The sequence below is a fragment of the Paraburkholderia sacchari genome (assembly GCF_000785435.2).
GTDB lineage: Bacteria > Pseudomonadota > Gammaproteobacteria > Burkholderiales > Burkholderiaceae > Paraburkholderia > Paraburkholderia sacchari.
In genome coordinates this window covers 354,569-374,813 of record NZ_JTDB02000003.1, presented here as the reverse complement: position 1 = coordinate 374,813, position 20,245 = coordinate 354,569, and the positions used below count along the sequence as shown (strand labels likewise).

Here is a 20,245-nt window from a genome sequence, read left to right as displayed (position 1 = left end):
AGGCCCCCTTCACGCGTCACCACGCTCAACCGAACCTACGGATATCAAATGGAAATCGGACAATACCAACCGAATCTCGACGGCGACGGACTGCGCATCGGCATCGTCCAGTCGCGCTTTAATGAACCCGTCTGCAACGGCCTCGTCGATGCCTGCATCGAAGAGCTCGAACGCCTCGGCGTGACCGGCGAAGACGTGCTGCTCGTCACCGTGCCGGGCGCGCTGGAAATTCCGCTCGCACTGCAAAAGCTCGCCGAAAGCGGCCAGTTCGACGCCCTGATCGCGCTCGGCGCGGTCGTGCGCGGCGAAACGTACCACTTCGAGCTCGTCTCGAACGAAAGCGGCGCGGGCATCTCGCGCATCGCCCTCGACTTCGGCGTGCCGGTCGCGAACGCGGTCCTCACGACCGAGAACGACGAGCAGGCCGTCGCGCGCATGACCGAAAAGGGTCGTGACGCCGCGCGCGTCGCCGTCGAAATGGCGAATCTCACGGTCGCGCTGGAGCAGCTCGACGGTGGCGACGACGAAGACGAGGAAGACGAAGAGGAACAGCAATGAAGAGTGCGCGCCGCCGCTCCCGCGAACTGGCCACGCAGGGCTTGTATCAGTGGCTGCTGTCGGGTGTGCCCGCCGGCGAGATCGACGCGCAGCTGCGCGGTTCGCAAGGCTACGACAAAGCCGACCACGAGCACCTGGACGCCCTCCTGCACGGCGTGATCCGCGAATCGGAGGAACTCTCCGCCGCCATCGTGCCGTGCCTCGACCGTCCGATCGAGCAGCTCTCGCCTGTCGAGCGCGCAGTGCTGCTCGTGGCGACCTACGAGTTCAAGCACCACGTCGACATTCCGTATCGCGTCGTCATCAACGAGGCGGTCGAGCTCACGAAAACCTTCGGCGGCTCGGACGGCTACAAGTACGTGAACGGCGTGCTCGACAAGCTCGCGGCGCAACTGCGCGCCACCGAAGCCCAAGCCGCCCGCAGGTCGTAACCGCAATACGGCGCGTGGAGCCAGGCCGTCAGGCCCCGGCGTCCCACGCGCCGCATCGCCCGCAAGCACTGGAAACACCCGCATGAACACCGTTGCCGAACCGCTGCTGCGGCTTGCCGCGCGCGTCGACGAGATCCAGCCTTTCTACGTCATGGAACTGGCGAAGGAGGCCGCGAAGCTCGAACGCGCCGGTCGCGACATCATCCATATGGGCATCGGCGAGCCGGACTTCACGGCGCCCGAGCCCGTCGTCGAGGCCGCCGCCGCAGCGCTGCGCCGTGGCGTCACCCAATACACGAATGCGCTCGGCCTCCACACGCTGCGCGAGGCGATCGCGGCGCACTACGAGCACGCCTACGGCCTGAAAGTCGATCCGGCGCGCATCGTCGTGACGGCCGGCGCCTCGGCGGCGCTGCTGCTCGCCTGCACGGCGCTCGTCGACCGCGACGACGAAGTGCTCATGCCCGACCCGTGCTATCCGTGCAACCGGCACTTCGTGGCCGCCGCGGAAGGCAAGCCGGTGCTCGTGCCGAGCGGCCCCGAAGCGCGCTTTCAGCTCACCGCCAGCGACGTCGAGCGCCTGTGGACCGAGCGCACGCGCGGCGTGCTGCTCGCCTCGCCGTCGAACCCGACCGGCACGTCGATCGAGCCCGACGAGCTCGCACGCATCGTGAAGGCCGTGCGCACACGCGGCGGCTTCACGATCGTCGACGAGATCTATCAGGGCTTGAGCTACGACGCGCGCCCCGTCTCCGCCCTCTCCTTCGGCGACGACGTGGTGACCGTCAACAGCTTCTCGAAGTACTTCAACATGACCGGTTGGCGGCTGGGCTGGCTCGTGGTGCCGCCCGCGCTGGTCGGCGCGTTCGAAAAGCTCGCGCAGAACCTGTTCATCTGCGCGTCGGCGCTCGCGCAACATGCCGCGCTCGCCTGTTTCGAGCCGCAGACGCTGGACATCTACGAAGCACGCCGGCTGGAGTTCAAGCGCCGCCGCGACTTCATCGCGCCCGCGCTCGAGTCACTCGGCTTCACCGTGCCGGTGATGCCGGACGGCGCGTTCTACGTCTACGCGGACTGCACGAACGTCAATCACCCGGCGGCTGGCGACAGCGACGCACTCACGCGCGCCATGCTGCACGATGCGGGCACAGTGATGGTTCCGGGCATGGACTTCGGCACGGCCGCGCCGCGCCAATATGTGCGGCTCTCGTATGCCACGGCCTACGAGCGGCTCGAAGAGGCGGTCGGGCGGCTGCGGACCTTGTTCAATCGTTGACCCCAGCGATCCCGTTGCTGCCGCCAAACCGGCGGACATGAAAAAAGGCACCCTCGGGTGCCTTTTTCGTATTCTCCGGCATGTCCTGCTGGCCGGAGCGATCGCGATCGGATCGTGGTCATTACATCATTACGCGCCGAACTCAGACTGGCTGTGCTTCTGGGCCGCCGTGCTGGCGCCATTGTTGGCGTCGTCCTGTTCGGGCGCGGCCTTCTCGGCCGAGGGCTTCTCCACCAGCGCATGTGCGTTGTCGAGCGTTACGTGCACACGCTTCTCGCCGCTGATGCTCGCCACTTTCTGCACCGGCGACGTGCTGGCCGTGGTCGTCACAGGCGCCTGAGGCGCGTTGACCGGCACGTTGCGGCCGCGGGCCACATCGCGCAGACGCCCGCGCTCGGCCATGACCTTGGCGCCGTAGCCGCCGTCGTCAGGCGAGGTCGAGCCCACGTACAGGCGCAGACCGCCCGGCAGCGAGCCGCCGCGCGCGATACAGTCCTTCAGGACCAGCGCACCGACCTTGATGTTCGCGAGCGGATCTAGCGCCGCCCTCTGGCCGCCGAAGTACTGGAACTTGTCCGAGTGGACCTTCGACATGACCTGCATGAGACCTTGCGCGCCCACGCCACTCTCCGCGTACGGGTTGAAGCCCGATTCGATCGCCATGACCGCGAGCAGCAGCAACGGATCGAGCCCCACTTCACGGCCGGTGTCGAAGGCGGCCCTCACGAGTTCGCCGACGGGCTCCTGCGCCACGCGATAGCGGCGCGCGATGTAGGTCGCAACGAGCGCCTGTTCGCGCGCCGAAACCAGCACGCGGTCGTCGCGGGCATCGGGCGTGATGCGCTGTGCCGGAATCATGCGCGCCAGCGTGCCGACGCTCGGCAGCGAACGCGGATCGAGACCATTGAGCGTGACCGCGTCGAGCGTAGCCATGCCGCCTTTGGAGACGCTGGTCGCGACGCGATCCACCACGCCGTTGGAACCGGCGGGCGTCACCTTCGCCGCAGCTGCATCGGGAAGAAATGCCACAGCGCCGGCCTTGCTGTCTTCGTTCGCCATCACGCTGGGCGGCGGGAGAACCGCAGGCAGCGGATTGCCTTGCAGCAGACGCGCAGGACCCGCCTGCACGGCAGCGGAAACAAAGGGCATCATGCGCGCGGCAACCGTGCCGCGCCACGAGGGCAGCAACCAGATAGCGAGCGCAACCAGGACAGCGCAGCCGCCCACAATGCTGAACAGATGGTGGCTCAAACGTGTGCCACGTCGCAGTAGCGCACGCAGCCCCGAAGCGAAACGCTCATCGGCGCGCCACCACGATAACCAGGTATTCATCTAACGGATCTCCCATGTTGCATGATCCGGCGACCGAAGCTGACACGAGGCCAAATGCCAATCGCTGGATCAAGACATCGTGCGCCCTGGCTGGTGCAGCAACGGTGTCGGGAAAACGGCAGGAACGCCGTAAGTGGAACCCCTTCCTGACTACCAGGCACGCCTTGGGCGCGCACGAGGGGTTCTCACGCAAATAGCCGGCGCAAAGAGGCGCCGGCGAAGACAACCAATCTAGACCGTGAAGAGCCGTGCAGGGAGTCGGCTAAACGGTGACGCGTTGCGTCAGAAGGACCGGGATGGTGGTTAGAAATTGCAAGCCCTGCAACCAGTGTGGACGGATTCTAGCAGGCTCTAATAGATGGTCAACACTATAGAATGTCAAATTTATAACTATTTGTAATTATGAACAGTGTTCAATCCGGGCAAGCCCCCGTACTGCGAGCGTCTGCGGCCGATTACCCAATATGGATGACAGCGTGCGTCAAGTAACACAGGTAAAATCGACAATCGTTTCGCCTCTGCCCTCGCCGCGCGCTGCGGCTCCGCTCCTATCCTGATGAAATACAAAGACTTGCGCGACTTCGTCGGTCGCCTGGAGACGCTCGGCGAATTGCGCCGCGTTCCACAAGCCGTCTCTCCGGTGCTGGAAATGACCGAACTCTGCGACCGCGTATTGCGCGCCGCCGGTCCCGCCCTGCTATTCGAGAGCCGCGCGACTCATGCGTTCCCGGTGCTGGGCAACCTCTTCGGCACGCCGCGGCGCGTCGCGCTCGGCATGGGCATCGATGCGCCAGAAAGCGCCGGCGACGGTGCCGCGCTCGAGTCGCTGCGCGACGTGGGGCGACTACTCTCTGCGCTGAAGGAGCCCGAGCCGCCGCGCGGTCTGAAGGACGCCGGCAAGCTGCTCACGCTCGCCAAGGCCGTCTGGGACATGGCGCCAAAGACCGTGAGCGCGCCACCCTGCCAGGAGATCGTCTGGGAAGGCAACGACGTCGATCTCGCGAAACTGCCCATCCAAACCTGCTGGCCCGGCGACGCCGGTCCGCTCATCACCTGGGGCCTCACGGTTACGCGAGGGCCCAACAAGACGCGCCAGAATCTTGGCATCTACCGCCAGCAGCTCATCGGACGCAACAAACTCATCATGCGCTGGCTCGCGCACCGCGGCGGCGCGCTCGATTTCCGCGAATTCGCGTTGCAGAACCCTGGCAAACCTTACCCGGTGGCGGTCGTGCTCGGCGCCGACCCGGCCACCATCCTCGGCGCCGTCACGCCGGTGCCCGACACGCTGTCCGAATACCAGTTCGCTGGCCTCCTGCGCGGCGGTCGCACCGAACTAGCGAAGTGCCTCACGCCCGGCGTCGACACACTTCAGGTACCCGCACGCGCGGAAATCGTGCTTGAAGGATTCATCTATCCCAATGACCATGCAAACGGCGGCGGCCAGCCTCCCGCGCCGGCCGGCGCACCGCCTCGCCCCTCGAAAGGCGCGAGCGCCGCATACGAGCACGCGCTCGAGGGGCCCTATGGCGACCACACCGGCTATTACAACGAGCAGGAGTGGTTCCCCGTCTTCACGGTCGAGCGCATTACCATGCGGCGCGATGCGATCTATCACTCTACGTATACAGGCAAGCCGCCCGATGAGCCGGCCGTGCTCGGCGTCGCGCTGAACGAAGTGTTCGTGCCGCTCCTGCAGAAGCAATTCCCGGAAATCACCGACTTCTATCTGCCGCCCGAAGGCTGCAGCTACCGCATGGCCATCGTGCAGATGAAGAAGAGCTACCCCGGGCACGCAAAACGCGTCATGTTTGGCGTCTGGAGCTTCCTGCGGCAGTTCATGTATACGAAGTTCATCGTCGTGGTCGACGATGATGTGAATATTCGCGACTGGAAAGAAGTGATCTGGGCGATCACCACGCGTATCGATCCCGCACGCGATACCGTGCTCGTCGAACATACGCCGATCGACTATCTCGATTTTGCGTCTCCGGTTGCGGGCCTCGGCTCGAAGATGGGCCTTGACGCCACCAACAAGTGGCCCGGCGAAACGGACCGCGAATGGGGTCGCGCCATCGAGATGACGCAGGACGTGAAGGCGCGCGTCGACCGCCTTTACGAGGAACTCGGGCTCGGGCGCGCCTGAGGGCTGTGGGTGCTGGCCTGCAGCCTGAACGCCGAGCCATAGCCCGGACGCTGCATATTCGCTGCATATTCGTTGCACACCCGCGACGCCTTCGCGACGCCGCGTTCGCTCACCGCGATACGGCCCGCTTCGGGCCGCGCCGCACACGCATCGAGGAGACACGAAGATGAGCTTGTCCACATCGGAACGCCTGACGCAGTTGCAGGACCCCGCCCTCTTCAAGACGCGCGCCTGGATCGACGGCGAGTGGAGCGGCGGCGCCGCGACCTTCGCCGTGCTCGACCCCGCCGACAATACAGAAATCGCCCGCGTGCCCGATTTCGGCGCCGCCGAGGCGCACCGCGCCATTGCCGCCGCGCATGCGGCGCTGCCCGCCTGGCGCGCGAAGACCGGCAAGGAGCGCGCGGTCATACTGCGCCGCTGGTACGACCTCGTGATCGAACACGCCGACGACCTCGCGGCAATCATGACCGCCGAGCAAGGCAAACCGCTCGCCGAGGCGCGCGGCGAAGTGGTCTATGGCGCCTCGTTCCTGGAATGGTTTGCCGAAGAGGCGAAGCGCGTGAACGGCGACGTGCTCGCGAGCCCCGCGAGCGACCGCAAGCTCGTCGTGATCAAGCAGCCGATTGGTGTCTGCGCATCGATCACGCCCTGGAACTTCCCGATCGCGATGATCACCCGCAAGGTCGCGCCCGCCATCGCAGCGGGTTGCACGATCGTCGTGAAGCCCGCCGAACAGACGCCGCTGTGCGCACTCGCGCTCGCCGAACTCGCACAGCGCGCTGGCGTGCCCAAGGGCGTATTCAACGTCATCACCGCCGACTCGGCCAATTCGATCGAAGTGGGCAAGGCCCTCTGCGAAAGCGATATCGTGCGCCACCTTTCGTTCACGGGATCGACGCCGGTGGGCCGCATTCTCATGCAGCAATGCGCGCCGACGGTCAAGAAAATCGCGCTGGAACTGGGCGGCCACGCGCCCTTCATCGTGTTCGACGATGCCGATATCGATGCCGCCGTGGAAGGCGCCGTGATCTCGAAATACCGCAACGCGGGCCAAACTTGTGTGTGCACCAACCGCTTCTACGTGCATGACAAGGTCTACGACGCGTTCGTCGAAAAGCTCACCGCCGCCTCGCGCAAGATCAAGGTCGGCAACGGCTTCGAGGCCGGCATCAACCAGGGACCGCTGATCGACGACGCGGCGGTTGCCAAGGTGACGCAGCACATCGGCGACGCGACGTCGAAGGGCGCGAAGCTCGTCACCGGCGGCCAGGTGCTGGAAGGCCGCTATGTCGAGCCCACCGTGCTCGCCGAAGTCACGCGCGAGATGCTGATCGCGCGCGAGGAGACCTTCGGGCCGGTTGCCGCCGTGTTCCGCTTCCGCGACGAAGCCGAGGCCATCGGCCTCGCGAACGACACCGAGTTTGGCCTCGCCTCCTATTTCTATAGCCGCGACATCGGCCGCGTTTGGCGCGTGGCCGAGGCGCTCGAGTACGGTATGGTCGGCATCAACACCGGGCTCATTTCGAACGAGGTTGCGCCGTTTGGCGGCGTCAAGCAGTCTGGGCTCGGGCGCGAAGGCTCGAAATACGGCATCGACGAATATGTCGAGCTGAAGTACCTCTGTATGGGAGTCTGAAAAGCAAACGGCGCAACGCGGCATGAGCCGGCGTTGCGCCGTTGCGGAAAACTTCAGGCGAGTGGCGCCATGCCACCCGGCATCATCGGTCGAGCTTAGTGGCGGTCCCAGCCACCATGGTAACCACGGTAGCCGCGATAGTAGCCATGATGCCAGTACGGACGGCCATAGTAGCCATAGCCGCCATAACCACCCACGACGACTGCGGGCGGCGGTGCATAGACCACCGGCGGCGGCGGGGCATAGACGACAGGCGGCGGCGCGTAGACCGGCGCAGCGTAGACCGGATACGCCGGTGCAACAGGAATGCCAATACCGATACCCACCGAAACGTGCGCCTCGGCTGCGCTAACGAGCCCCACACCCAGCGCAGCGGCAACGATAAACGAAACGGTCTTTTTCACTTCTCTTCTCCTGGCGGCCGACGACAGCGTCGCTCCACATGACGGGCAAAGCCCACACATGCACTCTATCGAAAACGCAGGCCGTCAAAGGTAGCCATTTGTTGCAAATTGCAATCGCAGGTGCGGGCTTCCTGACGTTGAATCAAGCCGATGTCACAAACATCTGACGACGCGAGGCCCAAACCTCGACGTATCGCGCCTTGCAAACGCCCTTCGCCGCCCGCTCGGTCATTTTTGCCGGAAATTTTAAGGCCACCGCCAAACGAGCAGGTAATGTTTCATTACAAATTGACCCACGCGAGACGCTTTGGCCGGCCTGAAACGACGATGCCCGGTTCACGGACCGGGCATCGTCGAAATTGAATGGCGCAGCCTGAGCGGTGGCGCTATCCGACCTTCACGTAGGTGAACTCGCGCGTCACGCTGGGTGGAACATAAGCGACGCTAATCCGCACGCGCGGCGTGAGACGCTTCTTCTGATCCCACCAGCGGCGACGCTGATGAGGCGTGAGAAACCGCAGATGCTTTCGGTAAGCGAAGATGCTCATCGTGACCTCCCAAATCGGACCACCGACAGGAAACAGCCCAATTGCACACAGCAACAACGAAACCGGAGCCATGGAATCATTGTGCGCAAGTTTGCGAACGGACAAACGCAGTGTTGCTAGATAGCCGCAGATGCGTGACAGATCACCCGGGACCTGTTAGTCACGCGCCCCCCGTGCTGCGCGAAGGCGAACGGGCGCACACGCATCATCGTCGCCGCTCCTTGCGTCCTTTTTAATTTGAGCTTGCCGATCGCATCGGTACGACAGCGAACATTTCGCGGCGTGGGAGCTTGCACGAGCGCTTTGACTCACTTTAGCCGTTTGCCCGAAAAGCGACAGAAATACCCTACGCGCGCGCTCGGCATCCGACGTTTCGCGCCATCACTGGCGAGGCGTAAGCCGTGGTAATGTGGCATCGGCGCACGCCGGCAGTGCGCTCGCGCATCGGGATTCGTCAACAGGAACGGCCAATGATCAAGATCAGCATCCTTTATCCTTACCGCGAAAACGGTCGATTCGACACCGAGTACTACGCCACGCGGCATATGCCGCTCGCCGCGAAGCTTTTCGGCGACAAGCTCAAGGGCTGGTCGATCGATATCGGCATCAACGCGGGGCCGCCGGGCACGCCGCCGCCGTACGTCGCGGCGGGGCATTTCCTGTTCGACACGCTGGATGACTTTTACACTGTGTTCAAGCCGCATCAGAAGACACTCGTCGACGATATTCCCAACTACACCGACGGCGGTAATGGCACGATCCTGGTCAGCGAGATCAAGGTGTCGGTTTGATGCACCGTTTGATCCGCCGTTGATCCGATAACAGGACGCACGCCCGAAACCCGCCGCCACGCACCGTCACTCACTACAAGAAGGAAACAACTCCGATGTTCGGCGATATCGCCCGCTTTCTGCTCAACACGCTCTTCACGTTGTTCGGCGCCGCCCTGCTGCTGCGCGTCTGGCTGCAGTTCGTCCGCGTTCCGCCGTACAACCCGGTGACGCATGCCATCCAGCAGGCGACCAACTGGCTCGTGCTGCCGCTGCGCCGCGTGATTCCGGGCCTGCGCGGCATCGACCTTGCGAGCGTCGTGGCGGCGGTAATCGCCGCCGTCGCTTACGTGCTGCTGATGGTATGGCTCGCAGGCGTCGACCCGCTCGGTTTCCTGCCCACCCTTTTGATCGTCGCGGTACTGACGGTCGTGAAATGGGCGCTCAATCTGCTCCTCTGGCTGACGATCCTGATGGCGCTGCTCTCCTGGCTGAACCCGCACTCGGCGGCGATGCCCGTGCTGCTTCAGCTTACGGCGCCGTTTCTGAATCCCATCCGGCGCATTCTGCCGAACTTCGGCGGGCTCGACCTCTCGCCCATTTTGCTGTTCGTGGTGGTTCAGGTACTGCTGATGGTGGTCACGCGCGCCGCGGTCTCACTGACGCTGTTTGGAATTTGATTCTGCGCGTGTCCGCGTCCTGAGGGGCGCGGCGCGATTGCGCAAGCCGGTGAAATTCGCGTAAAATAGCGCGTTCTGCGGGCGTCGTATAATGGCCATTACCCCAGCTTCCCAAGCTGGAGACGTGGGTTCGATTCCCATCGCCCGCTCCACGAATTCGCCTCACTGTCTCGCGCATTCATGCAAGGCGCAGCGACATCTCTCCAGCCGGCCCGCTTCGAGCGGCTGCGATCTGCGGTAATGCACCTGGCAGCGTTCATGCGCGGACCTTCCCCCGACGCAACACGGAAGCCCCGAACGCCGGCGACACGGCTACGCCCTGTAGATAGTGCCGCGAAGCCCGCTGCCCTCACTTCCCATCATCGAAGATGAACCACGATCCGAACGACGCAGCCCGTACCGACTGCACGCCGTCCGCCGCAACGGACAATCCCGCCGCGAACCCATCGCAGGAAACGGCAGCACCCTCGGCCGAAGCCGCGCAGGCAAACACCGATGAAGCCCTGCACCACCGCCGCATCCGCAGCTTCGTGACGCGCGCCGGGCGCGTCTCGACCGGCCAGCGCCGCGCGCTCGACGAACTCGGCCCGCGCTTCGTGGTGCCTTATGCACCCGAGGACGCCAACTGGGATGCCGTGTTCGGCCGGCATGCGCCGCGCGTGCTGGAGATCGGCTTCGGCATGGGCGCGAGCACCGCGGAGATCGCCGCACTGCGCTCCGACGACGACTTTCTCGGCGTCGAGGTCCATGAGCCTGGCGTGGGCGCGCTACTCAAGCTGATCAGCGAGCAGAACCTCACGAACATCCGCATCATTCAGCACGACGCAGTCGAAGTGCTAGAGCAGATGATCGCGCCCGCGAGCCTGGACGGCGTGCACATCTTCTTTCCCGATCCGTGGCACAAGGCGCGTCACCACAAGCGCCGGCTGATCCAGCCGAAGTTCGTGCAGTTGCTCGTCTCGCGCATGAAGCCGGGCGCCTACCTGCACTGTGCAACCGACTGGCAGAACTACGCGGAACAAATGCTCGAGGTGCTGGGCGCCGAGCCCGCGCTCGAGAACACGGCCGCCGACTACGCGCCGCGTCCCGCCTATCGCCCGGTGACCAAATTCGAGCGCCGCGGTCTGCGGCTCGGTCACGGCGTGTGGGATCTGGTGTTCAAACGCCGCGCGGGCTAACGCGTCACCAGCAAAGACGAACGGGCGCTGTGAACTGCAGCGCCCGTTTTGCATTCCGACGCCGCCGGCTCCGGCGGCGATGCGAGCCACTTCACGGCTTCACTGCCAGTCGAGCCAGTCGCCATAGCCGAACAGCAGGATCACGAGGCCGAACGCGATGCGATACCACGCAAATGCCGTGAAATCGTGCGAGGCGATATAGCGCAACAGCCAGCGCACGCAGGCAAATGCGCTGACGAACGCAGCAACGAAGCCCACGCCGAACAGCCCGAGCCAATCGACCGAGAGCGTCTGCCAGGCTTTGTGCATTTCATAGACCGTCGCGCCGAAGATGATCGGAATCGCGAGGAAGAACGAAAACTCGGTGGCGACGCGCCGTTCGACGCCGAACAGCATCGCGCCGATGATGGTCGAACCCGAACGCGACATGCCGGGAATCAGCGCGCAGCACTGCGCGAGGCCCACCTTGAAGGCGTCGAGCAGCGAGATGTCGTCGAGCGAATTCACGCGCGCAGGCGGCGGCGCCTTGTCGGCCCCCGGCCCCCGGCCGGCGCGCCGGCGTCCTTCCACCCACAAGATGATCAGGCCGCCGGCAACAAGCGCGAACGCAACCGGAACCGGCGAGAACAACACTGACTTGATCGCCTTCTCGAACAGCAGCCCCAGCACCACGGCAGGAATCGTCGCAATGACGATATTGAGCGCGAAGCGCCGCGCCTCGGGCCGCGTGGGTAGCCCCATCACCACCGTGCCAATCTTGCGGCGGAACTCCCAGCACACGGCAAGGATGGCGCCCAGCTGGATCACCACGTCAAAGGTTTTTTCGAACTCGCCGTCGAAACCGAGCAGGCTACCCGCCACGATCAAGTGCCCAGTGCTCGAAATCGGCAGAAATTCCGTCAACCCCTCGACAATGCCCAGAACCAGGGCCTTGCACGCCACAATCCAGTCCATCCCCACTCCCTTGCGGAAAATATGCGCCGGAGGGCCCGTGCGCCGCTCGCATGCACGCCCGCCGACGGCTGCACGCGGCGAGCTTCCCGTCGCTTATTTCTCGACGATCTGCACGCGTATGCCGTTTGTAAGGATGCTGATTGTACCGGGTTCGTAATTCACCCCGGCAAATTGGAGCTGATCCGGCTTGAACGTGTAAATGGGATAGTTGGCCAGCAACTGGGTAGCTGCCATCGCGGCAACGGCGTTCACCTGCTGTGCGTAGACGGCTGCGTTGCCCGCCATATCGACGCGGTCCACCGTGGGCGACTTCAGAATGACCGAGCGGCTCGGAGCATCGTAGGCAAGCTCGCTCGAGAGCGTAAACGCGCCGCTCACCGGTTCCTGCATCAGTGGACTTTCGAGATGCGCGTCGACGCGCACCGCCACGCGATTGCGGTCCGGGAGCAAGGTAACGACCGGGTTTGTGAGCGCGACGTCGAAAAGCTGCTGCACCGAGCGGTGGTACGGGAACTTGCGCTGCACCGCGTCCTGCACCTGCTGCTGCGAAAACGTGTAGTGATCGGGGATAAAAGGAAAGATGCCGGACGCACATGCGCCAAGCGACATGGCCGCGCAGGCCGCCGCACAGGCGGAGAGCACGAAAGCCCTTCGGGTGACGCGAGGCGTGCCCGGGTTGCGCGAAGGGGAAAAGGCGCGCGGCGCGCGTCGGATCATGCGAAATCTCCTTAATGAACAACGGCGGGACAACAGCGTTTGCGAAATACCACGGGTTCCAACGAGCGCCTACGGCCTGGTGGCGGCTTCGAGGCGCTCGATCCAGACGAGCGCCTGCTCGCGCGAGTCGCCGCACATTTCGACCTGCGGCTGGAGACCCGAGCAACATGCTGGGCGCAACGGCGAGCCGAATATTTTGCACTGCAAGTCCTCGTCGAGCTGCACGCAGCGCACGCCGGCGGGTTTGCCGTTCGGCATGCCAGGAATCGGACTCGAAATGGACGGCGCAATACAGCACGCACCGCAGCCGGGGCGGCATGCGTGGCCAGACGCGGAAAGAAGGAAACCTGCACTCACAACGACTTCCTGAAACAAGACTGTTACGGATTCGAAAAACACGTCGCCAAACCGGCCCAAATGCGGTCTCGGCAAAAGACTGTTCGCATTGTGCCATCGCACGCTGCGACCTTTTTACACAAACGCCTCGGTTAATCGACTCTTACACTCAGTTGGTCTGGCGCCCCGAGACGCCCCGCTCTGAATGCCACGTACGCATCGCGGGTGCCGCGCCGCCCACCTGAGAGCCCGCATGAGCGACACCGACTTACTCTTTCGCCCCGATCTGCTTGCCAAATACGGCACGAACGGCCCACGCTATACGTCTTATCCCACCGCGCTGCAGTTCCGCGAAGATTTCGATCTCGATCACTATCGGCGAGCCGCATCCGACCCCGGCGCGGCGGAAACCGACCTTTCGCTGTACTTCCACATTCCCTTCTGCGACACCGTCTGCTTTTATTGCGGCTGCAACAAGGTCGCGACAAAAAACCGCAAGCGCTCGAAGCCGTATGTGCAACAACTCGTGCGCGAAATCGAACTGCAGGCGGCGCTTTTCGATACGACGCGGCCAGTCTCGCAGTTGCATTGGGGCGGCGGCACACCCACCTTTCTCTCGCTGGAGGAAATGACCACGCTGATGGCCGCCACGCGCGAGCACTTCGCGCTGCGTCCCGACAGCGAAGGCGAATACTCGATCGAGATCGACCCGCGCGAGGCGTCGGCGGAAACCATCGCACACCTGCGCACTCTCGGCTTCAACCGGCTGAGCCTCGGCGTGCAGGACTTCGACCCCGTCGTGCAGCGCGCGATCAACCGCATCCAGCCGCTCGAACTCACGGTCGACGTCATGAATACGGCGCGTGCGAACGGCTTCGAGTCGATCAGCGTCGATCTGATCTACGGTTTGCCGCACCAGAGCGTCAGCAGCTTTCAGCGCACGCTCTACACGATTCTGCTGCTCGCCCCCGAGCGCATTTCGGTGTTCGGCTACGCGCACATGCCGCAACTCTTCAAAATGCAGCGGCAGATGGACCCAGCCACGCTGCCCTCGCCGGCCACGCGGCTCGCGCTGTTGCAACTCGTGGTCGAGCAGCTCACCGAGGCCGGCTACGTGTATATCGGCATGGATCACTTCGCGCTGCCCACCGACGAGCTTGCGCGCGCCCAGGCGCAGCGCACGCTGCATCGCAACTTCCAGGGGTACAGCACGCGCGCCGAGTGCGATCTGATCGGCTTCGGCGCCTCGTCGATCGGCAAGGTCGGCGATGTCTACGCGCAGAACGCCAAGGACCTTGCAAGCTACGGCGCGGCCATCGACTCCGGGCAACTCGCCGTGACGCGCGGCGTGCGTCTCACCGCCGACGACCGCCTGCGCCGCGACATCATCACAGAGCTGATGTGCAATCTGGAGCTGCGCTTCGATGAATTCGAAGCTGCCTATGGCGTGCGCTTGCCGGCAGAATTCGCGCCCGAGCTGGAGCGCCTGCGCGCCTTCGAAGCCGACGGGCTCGTGACGTGCCGTTCCGACCGGATCGAAGTGCTGCCCGCTGGGCGCATGTTCGTGCGCAATATTGCGATGGTGTTCGACAGGTACCTCGGGGCCCAAAAGATCGAGCGCTTTTCTCGTACGGTCTGAATGCAACTGCCGCTGCTCGCAGGTGGCCCGCACGGCCCATTGGCACCAATAGTTGCCGCAGCCCGGAATTTACGCCATAATCTCCGGCTACTTCGAGTGTTTGCTACAAAAGCAGACCGCGAAACTGCCTCGGTGGTGAAATTGGTAGACGCGCCGGACTCAAAATCCGGTTCCGAAAGGAGTGCCGGTTCGATTCCGGCCCGAGGCACCACCCCCATTCCAGGTGTCGCCAGGCGACGCCCAGAGAAACCCCGCAAAGGACCGTGTCCTGCGGGGTTTTTTGCTTCAAGCGCCCTGGATCCGCCAATCCATACAATCAGCGCGCACCATCAGCGCAAATTCGTCTGCGCGAGTTCCACCACTTCGTCGCCTCGCCCGCTCAACACCGCGCGCAGCATATAAAGGCTGAACCCCTTCGCCTGCGCCCACTGGAGTCTCGGCGGCATGGCCAACTCATGCTTGGTCGTCACCACATCGACGAGCGCCGGGCCGTCATGAGCGAACGCTTCGCGCAACGCATCGTCGAGCGCTTCCGACGTCTCCACGCGCACGCTGAAGAGGCCGGCGCCTTTCGCAATATCGGCGAAATTGGTCGCCACGAGATCGGTGCCTGTTTCGACATAGCCACCCGCCTTCATCTCCATCGCGACAAAACCCAGCGACCCATTATTCAGGACGACGATCTTGATCGGCAGATCGAGCTGGCGCGCCGTGAGTATGTCGCCGAGCAGCATCGAAAGACCGCCATCGCCGGATAGCGAAATCACCTGACGCCCAACATGCGCGGCCTGAGCGCCAAGTGCCTGCGGCATCGCGTTCGCCATCGAGCCGTGGTTGAATGAGCCGTGCAGGCGGCGGCGCCCATTCATCGTCAGATAGCGCGCGGCCCAGAGCGTGGGCGTGCCTACGTCGACCGCGAAAATGGCGTCGTCGGCCGCCAGCGCGTCGATGCGCGAGGTCACGTATTGCGGATGCAGCGGCTTGCCTGCGGCCGCCGGGCGCGCAAGGTCGTCCAGCCCCTTGCGCGCATCCGCGTAGTGCTCGCGCGCGCGTTTGATGAACTGGCGTTCGGTCTTGCGCGTGAGCCGCGGCGTAAGCGCGCGCAAGGTCTCGCGCACGTCGCCGATCAGCCCGAGCGTGAGTGGCGCGCGCTTGCCCAGCGCCGCCGCGTTGCGGTCGATCTGAACGATGTTCGCGCGCTCGGGGTAGAAGTTGCGATACGGAAAATCGGTGCCGAGCATCACGAGCGTGTCGCACGACATCATGGCGTGATAGCCCGAGCTAAAGCCGATCAGCCCCGTCATGCCCACGTCGTACGGGTTATCCCATTCGACATATTGCTTGCCCCGCAGCGCATGCACGGTCGGTGCACCAAGGGCGTCGGCAAGCGCCACTACTTCGTCGTGCGCGCCCTTGCAGCCGCTGCCGCACAGCAGCGTGACGGCCTCCGAGCGGTTGAGCAGGTCCGCCAGCCGGTCGATGTCGGCCGAAGCCGGCAACGTCGCGGGCCGCGCGTGCTGCGCCCAGACGGGCTCTTCCTCCGGTCCGTCGAGCAGCGCCACGTCGCCTGGCAGGACGATCACGGCCACGCCCTTCTGGTCGATGGCGGTGCGCAGCGCCGTAGCGAGAACGCGCGGAAACTGAGCGGCATTGGTCACGAGCTCAACGTAATGGGCGCACTCGCGAAAGATCTCGGTTGGGTGAGTTTCCTGAAAGTAGCCGAGGCCGATCTCCGTCGATGGAATGTGCGCGGCGATGGCCAGCACCGGCGCGTGATTTCGATGGCAGTCGTACAGGCCGTTGATGAGATGCAAATTGCCGGGGCCGCAACTGCCCGCGCATACGGCGAGCCGGCCCGTTGCAGCGGCTTCGGCGCCCGCCGCGAACGCAGCAACTTCCTCGTGCCGCGTATGCATCCAGCGGATCGTGCCGAGCTTGCGCAAGCTCGCGGAGAGTCCGTTCAGACTGTCGCCGGTCACGCCCCAGATACGCTCGACGCCCACCGCTTCGAGCGTCTTGGCCAGAAAGTCCGCGATCGTCTTCGCCATGCTGTTCTCCTTGCCTTGGATAGTGGCCAGGCACTGCGCGCGATGCACGCAGCGCGCCGGTGAATCGCATTACGTTACGCCATCCCCACCAGACGCGCCGTGAAGTACCGCAACACGGACGCATTCAGGGGCACGATCAGTCATCCGGCATCGCAGCGACCAACCGCGAACGACGCGTTGACGCCGGGCGTACACACAGGCGGCACGCCAGCGTTCGCTAAAATGTTGCGATGTATAGCCGTCGGCGTTCCGCCATGAATCTCGAAAGCATTCTCTTCTCCCAAGGCTTCGGCACGCGCCGCCAGTGCCGCGGCTTGATCCTCGAAGCGCGGGTGGCCGTCGCGGGTGCGCCCTGCACGGATCCGCACGCAACCTTCGATACGGAAGGCCTTGTGTTCAGCGTCGACGGGACGCCATGGCCGTTTCACGCCCGCGCCTACCTCGCGCTGAACAAACCCGCGGGCTATGAGTGCTCGCGCGATCCGCAGCACCATCTGAGCGTGTTTCATCTGCTGCCGCCGCAGTTCGCCGCGCGCAACGTGCAATGCGTGGGCCGTCTCGATCAGGACACGACCGGCCTGCTGCTGCTCTCCGACGACGGCCAGTTCGTGCACGCCTTCACTTCGCCCAAGCGCAAGGTCCCCAAGGTCTACCTGGCCACCACGCGCCATGCGCTCGACGAAGCACAGTTGCACTCGCTGCGCGAAGGCGTTCTGCTGCACGGCGAGCGCGAGCCCAGCGCCGCCGTGGCCGCGCACGCGCGCGGCGAGCACGAGCTCGAACTGAGCGTGCTCGAAGGCAAATACCACCAGGTCAAGCGCATGGTTGCCGCCGCGGGCAACCGCGTGGAGGCGCTGCATCGCGAGCGCATCGGCGGCTTGACGTTGCCCGCGGATCTCGCCCCGGGCGCATGGAAATGGCTCGACGACGCCGCGCTCGACGCGCTGCGTAACACGGGGTAGTCCACTGCGAGCGCACACATGGCCAGCTCTGTGTGCGCTCGCCCACCCAGGACGCGCCCAATTGACCCTGTTTATGCCGCGTCGCAGCATGCCGTTCCCGATGTTCCGCCCTATACTCGACTTGACAACGATTACAAGTTGCAAGGAGGGGCATCATGATCATCAACGGGACATTCGAAATCTCATTCGTGTTGATGGCTTTCATGGCGCTGGGGGCGATTCTGATCGGCGGCTTGCTGGCGTCGATGCATTTCCGGCATCAATACCACCCCAATCTGATCGGGGCGCTCATCGGAGCCCTGTTCTGCTTCCTCTTGCTCGAAGCGCTGCCGGCAATCACGTGAACGGCACGCTTGCGCCGTGCCGCCGGCCCGGGCTCACGGGTGCGGCGGCAGCGTGCGCAAAAAGGCATCCACGTCGGGATAGCGCAGGCGCACGCGTAGTTCGCGCTTGAGCCGCGCATTTGCGAGCCGGCGCGATTCCCGCATGAACGAAAGCAACGTCGGATCGAGTTCCCGCTCGGCCTGCGCGCGCTCGATGCGCGGTGGGCGCGCGAGACCGAACGCATCCGCCACGCGATCGAACCAGGCTCCCATCTTCAACTCGCTGTCGTCGCTGGCGTGAATGACGCGCGCCGGGCGCCCGTGCGTGGTCAGCCGCAGCAAAATGGCGGCGAGGTCGTCGGCGTGGATGTGGCTCGTGTACACGTCGTTCGGCTCGGCCAGCGCCGGCGTGCCCTTTTCCAGCCGCGCGAGCGGCAAGCGGTTCGCAGCGTAGATGCCGGGAATCCGCGCGATGCTCGCCTTGAGCGCGCCGCGCGCCGTCGCGCGCCGCAGTTGCCGCTCTGCCGCCACGCGCCGTATCGCGCGCGCGTTGGCGGGCCGCACGGGGCGGGTTTCGTCGATGCGCGCACCGCCGCAGTCCCCATAGACACCCGTGGTGCTCGCGTAGACAAGCGTCGGACGCGCCGGATCAGCCGGGTGGACGCGAGCGGCGAGGCGGGTACGCTCGGGTACAATGGAGGGTGCTTTCGCACGCGCGGTATGCGTCGATGCCGGCTGAAACGCGGGTCTTGGCGCACAGGCGCGCGCGCTTGCGGCCACGCGGCCCGACGCCCCGCTTTGGGCCGATCGCGCCACGGAACGCCGACGCGCCTTGAGCGCCGCAATCAGCCTGCGTGTGCGCAAGTCGTCGTCGCAGTCTCTCGAGGGCGGCGCGAGGTGCAGCACGATGCTCGCGAGCCCGGCGAGGCGTGCGAGACACGCACGCACGTCGAGGTCGCCTGCGACCGGCACCGCGCCCGCGGCGCGCAGCGTCCCGGCCTGCTCCGGGCGGCGCGTGAGTGCAAAGATGCGCGGTCGGCCGCGCCGCGCCTGCAACTGGGCGACACAACGCAGGCCGACGTCGCCGCAGCCGACAATAAGGATGCGCGCGCGGCGCAAGGTTCGTGTAGCAAGCATGGTGGACCCATTTTAGCCGCCCGCGACGGCCCAGGCAGGGCCCTGTATCGGACAAACCATCGGCCAGACGAGACACAACCCGGCTCGATCCCTCGGATTTCAGACTCACGCTTTTTCGAATATGGTCTTCAACGTAACGCTCAAGCAAAGTGGCCGGCAGTTCCAGGTCGAACCCGACGAACCCATCCTCAATGCGGCCCTGCGCCAGGGCATCGGCCTGCCGTACGGCTGCAAGAACGGTGCGTGCGGCTCGTGCAAGGGCACCGTCTGCAGCGGCGAAGTCGAGCAGCGCGCCCATGCTGCTTCGGCGCTCTCGAACGACGAGAAGACGCGCGGCATGGCCCTCTTCTGCTGCGCGACGGCGCAGACCGACCTCGAAATCGACGTCCGCGAGGTGGCGGGCGTGGGCGACATGCAGGTGCGCAAGCTGCCCACGCGCATTGCCGGAATCGAGCGCAAGGCCGACGACGTCATCGTCCTGAAGCTGCAACTGCCCGCCAACGAGCGCCTGCAGTACCTCGCGGGCCAGTACCTGGAGTTCATCCTCAAGGACGGCACGCGCCGCAGCTACTCGATGGCCACCGCGCCGCACGAGGAAGGCCCGCTCGAGCTGCACATCCGCCACATGCCGGGCGGCAAGTTCACCGACCACGTCTTCACGCAGATGAAGGAGCGCGATATCCTGCGCTTCGAGGCGCCGCTCGGCACTTTCTTCCTGCGCGAGGATTCGGACAAGCCCATCGTGCTGCTCGCTTCGGGCACCGGCTTCGCGCCGCTCAAGGCGATCGTCGAGCATGCGGTTCACCAGAACCTGGACCGCCCGATGACGCTCTATTGGGGCGCGCGCCAGAAGAAGGACCTGTACCTGATGGACCTCGCCGAGCAGTGGGCGAAGGACATCCCGAACTTCCGCTTCGTGCCGGTGCTCTCCGAGCCCGCCGCCGACGACAACTGGACCGGCCGCACGGGCTTCGTGCACCGCGCCGTGATCGAGGACCTGCCCGATCTCTCCGGCTACCAGGTCTACGCATGCGGCGCGCCGGTGATGGTGGAGTCCGCGCAGCGCGACTTCTCGCAACACCACGGTCTGCCCGAAGACGAGTTCTATGCGGACTCGTTCACGAGCGCCGCGGACCTGGCGAACCCCGTCTGAGCAGCGCCCCTGGC

General features: G+C 64.8%; 20 protein-coding genes and 2 tRNA genes. 14 read left to right on the top strand and 8 right to left on the bottom strand.

The features are described from left to right. Positions 1 to 48 precede the first annotated feature (48 nt). The 3 genes from ribH (at position 49) to NH14_RS13955 (ending at position 2,265) form a co-directional block, all read left to right on the top strand. Positions 49 to 558 carry a 6,7-dimethyl-8-ribityllumazine synthase gene (ribH, locus tag NH14_RS13965; RefSeq protein WP_035522244.1) on the top strand — a complete coding sequence of 170 codons (510 nt, stop codon included), beginning with the start codon at positions 49 to 51 and terminating at the stop codon, positions 556 to 558. Continuing rightward, on the top strand, positions 555 to 989 hold the full coding sequence (gene nusB, locus NH14_RS13960) for a transcription antitermination factor NusB (protein WP_035522241.1): 435 nt from the start codon (positions 555 to 557) through the stop codon (positions 987 to 989). Before ribH ends, nusB begins: the two co-directional genes overlap by 4 nt. An 82-nt stretch (positions 990 to 1,071) precedes the next feature. Next, positions 1,072 to 2,265: a pyridoxal phosphate-dependent aminotransferase gene (locus NH14_RS13955; RefSeq protein WP_035522239.1), complete on the top strand. Its 1,194-nt coding sequence runs from the start codon at positions 1,072 to 1,074 to the stop codon at positions 2,263 to 2,265. Positions 2,266 to 2,394: 129 nt separating this feature from the next. Here the strand turns inward: NH14_RS13955 and NH14_RS13950 are convergent, their stop codons facing one another. Further along, positions 2,395 to 3,597 (bottom strand): transglycosylase SLT domain-containing protein, encoded by a 1,203-nt coding sequence (locus NH14_RS13950; protein ID WP_035522237.1) that lies wholly within the window; start codon positions 3,595 to 3,597, stop codon positions 2,395 to 2,397. Between the two features lie 556 nt (positions 3,598 to 4,153). Here NH14_RS13950 and NH14_RS13945 point away from each other — a divergent pair. Beyond that, positions 4,154 to 5,743, top strand: coding sequence for a UbiD family decarboxylase (locus NH14_RS13945; protein ID WP_035522235.1), 1,590 nt, complete (start codon positions 4,154 to 4,156; stop codon positions 5,741 to 5,743). A gap of 166 nt (positions 5,744 to 5,909) precedes the next feature. Further along, a complete protein-coding gene (locus NH14_RS13940) occupies positions 5,910 to 7,382 on the top strand; it encodes an NAD-dependent succinate-semialdehyde dehydrogenase (RefSeq protein WP_035522232.1) in 1,473 nt (490 codons plus the stop codon). A 95-nt stretch (positions 7,383 to 7,477) separates the two neighbouring features. On the opposite strand, the gene NH14_RS13935 is transcribed toward NH14_RS13940, so the two are convergent. After that, complete coding sequence (locus tag NH14_RS13935) at positions 7,478 to 7,786, bottom strand: hypothetical protein (RefSeq protein WP_035522229.1); 309 nt, start codon at positions 7,784 to 7,786, stop codon at positions 7,478 to 7,480. A gap of 386 nt (positions 7,787 to 8,172) precedes the next feature. Further along, positions 8,173 to 8,334: a hypothetical protein gene (locus NH14_RS13930; protein ID WP_167556477.1), complete on the bottom strand. Its 162-nt coding sequence runs from the start codon at positions 8,332 to 8,334 to the stop codon at positions 8,173 to 8,175. 470 nt (positions 8,335 to 8,804) lie between these two features. On the opposite strand from NH14_RS13930, the gene NH14_RS13925 reads away from it, so the two are divergent. From NH14_RS13925 to trmB, 4 genes are all read left to right on the top strand, one after another. After that, a complete protein-coding gene (locus NH14_RS13925) occupies positions 8,805 to 9,125 on the top strand; it encodes an EthD family reductase (protein ID WP_035522223.1) in 321 nt (106 codons plus the stop codon). 95 nt (positions 9,126 to 9,220) lie between these two features. Then, positions 9,221 to 9,784 (top strand): YggT family protein, encoded by a 564-nt coding sequence (locus NH14_RS13920; RefSeq protein ID WP_035522219.1) that lies wholly within the window; start codon positions 9,221 to 9,223, stop codon positions 9,782 to 9,784. A gap of 77 nt (positions 9,785 to 9,861) precedes the next feature. Further along, a tRNA-Gly gene (locus NH14_RS13915) sits at positions 9,862 to 9,936 on the top strand. 216 nt (positions 9,937 to 10,152) lie between these two features. Then, the gene (gene trmB, locus NH14_RS13910) at positions 10,153 to 10,962 is read left to right on the top strand and encodes a tRNA (guanosine(46)-N7)-methyltransferase TrmB (RefSeq protein WP_035522216.1); all 810 of its coding nucleotides are present in this window, start codon (positions 10,153 to 10,155) and stop codon (positions 10,960 to 10,962) included. A gap of 99 nt (positions 10,963 to 11,061) precedes the next feature. Here the strand turns inward: trmB and NH14_RS13905 are convergent, their stop codons facing one another. From NH14_RS13905 to NH14_RS13895, 3 genes are all read right to left on the bottom strand, one after another. Next, the gene (locus NH14_RS13905; RefSeq protein WP_035522213.1) at positions 11,062 to 11,916 is read right to left on the bottom strand and encodes an undecaprenyl-diphosphate phosphatase; all 855 of its coding nucleotides are present in this window, start codon (positions 11,914 to 11,916) and stop codon (positions 11,062 to 11,064) included. 93 nt (positions 11,917 to 12,009) lie between these two features. Further along, positions 12,010 to 12,633, bottom strand: coding sequence for a DUF1439 domain-containing protein (locus NH14_RS13900; protein WP_084225083.1), 624 nt, complete (start codon positions 12,631 to 12,633; stop codon positions 12,010 to 12,012). Between the two features lie 69 nt (positions 12,634 to 12,702). Beyond that, on the bottom strand, positions 12,703 to 13,008 hold the full coding sequence (locus tag NH14_RS13895) for a YkgJ family cysteine cluster protein (RefSeq protein ID WP_084225140.1): 306 nt from the start codon (positions 13,006 to 13,008) through the stop codon (positions 12,703 to 12,705). A gap of 214 nt (positions 13,009 to 13,222) precedes the next feature. Between NH14_RS13895 and hemN the strand changes: the two genes are divergently transcribed. Both hemN and NH14_RS13885 read left to right on the top strand, forming a co-directional pair. Further along, positions 13,223 to 14,608 carry an oxygen-independent coproporphyrinogen III oxidase gene (hemN, locus tag NH14_RS13890; protein WP_035522210.1) on the top strand — a complete coding sequence of 462 codons (1,386 nt, stop codon included), beginning with the start codon at positions 13,223 to 13,225 and terminating at the stop codon, positions 14,606 to 14,608. 126 nt (positions 14,609 to 14,734) lie between these two features. Then, positions 14,735 to 14,819: transfer RNA gene (locus NH14_RS13885), tRNA-Leu, on the top strand. Between the two features lie 118 nt (positions 14,820 to 14,937). Here the strand turns inward: NH14_RS13885 and poxB are convergent. Continuing rightward, positions 14,938 to 16,656 carry a ubiquinone-dependent pyruvate dehydrogenase gene (gene poxB / locus NH14_RS13880; RefSeq protein WP_035522208.1) on the bottom strand — a complete coding sequence of 573 codons (1,719 nt, stop codon included), beginning with the start codon at positions 16,654 to 16,656 and terminating at the stop codon, positions 14,938 to 14,940. A 254-nt stretch (positions 16,657 to 16,910) separates the two neighbouring features. Between poxB and NH14_RS13875 the strand changes: the two genes are divergently transcribed. Together NH14_RS13875 and NH14_RS13870 are read left to right on the top strand one after the other, a co-directional pair. Then, entirely contained in the window at positions 16,911 to 17,618 is a 708-nt protein-coding gene (locus NH14_RS13875; protein WP_035522205.1) for a pseudouridine synthase, read from the top strand. A 155-nt stretch (positions 17,619 to 17,773) separates the two neighbouring features. Next, on the top strand, positions 17,774 to 17,962 hold the full coding sequence (locus NH14_RS13870; RefSeq protein ID WP_035522202.1) for a hypothetical protein: 189 nt from the start codon (positions 17,774 to 17,776) through the stop codon (positions 17,960 to 17,962). Positions 17,963 to 17,995: 33 nt separating this feature from the next. Here the strand turns inward: NH14_RS13870 and NH14_RS13865 are convergent, their stop codons facing one another. Then, positions 17,996 to 19,078, bottom strand: coding sequence for an NAD-dependent epimerase/dehydratase family protein (locus NH14_RS13865; protein ID WP_035522199.1), 1,083 nt, complete (start codon positions 19,076 to 19,078; stop codon positions 17,996 to 17,998). 121 nt (positions 19,079 to 19,199) lie between these two features. Here NH14_RS13865 and NH14_RS13860 point away from each other — a divergent pair, with 121 nt between their 5' ends. Further along, a complete protein-coding gene (locus NH14_RS13860; RefSeq protein WP_035522196.1) occupies positions 19,200 to 20,231 on the top strand; it encodes a CDP-6-deoxy-delta-3,4-glucoseen reductase in 1,032 nt (343 codons plus the stop codon). The last annotated feature ends 14 nt before the right edge of the window (positions 20,232 to 20,245 follow it).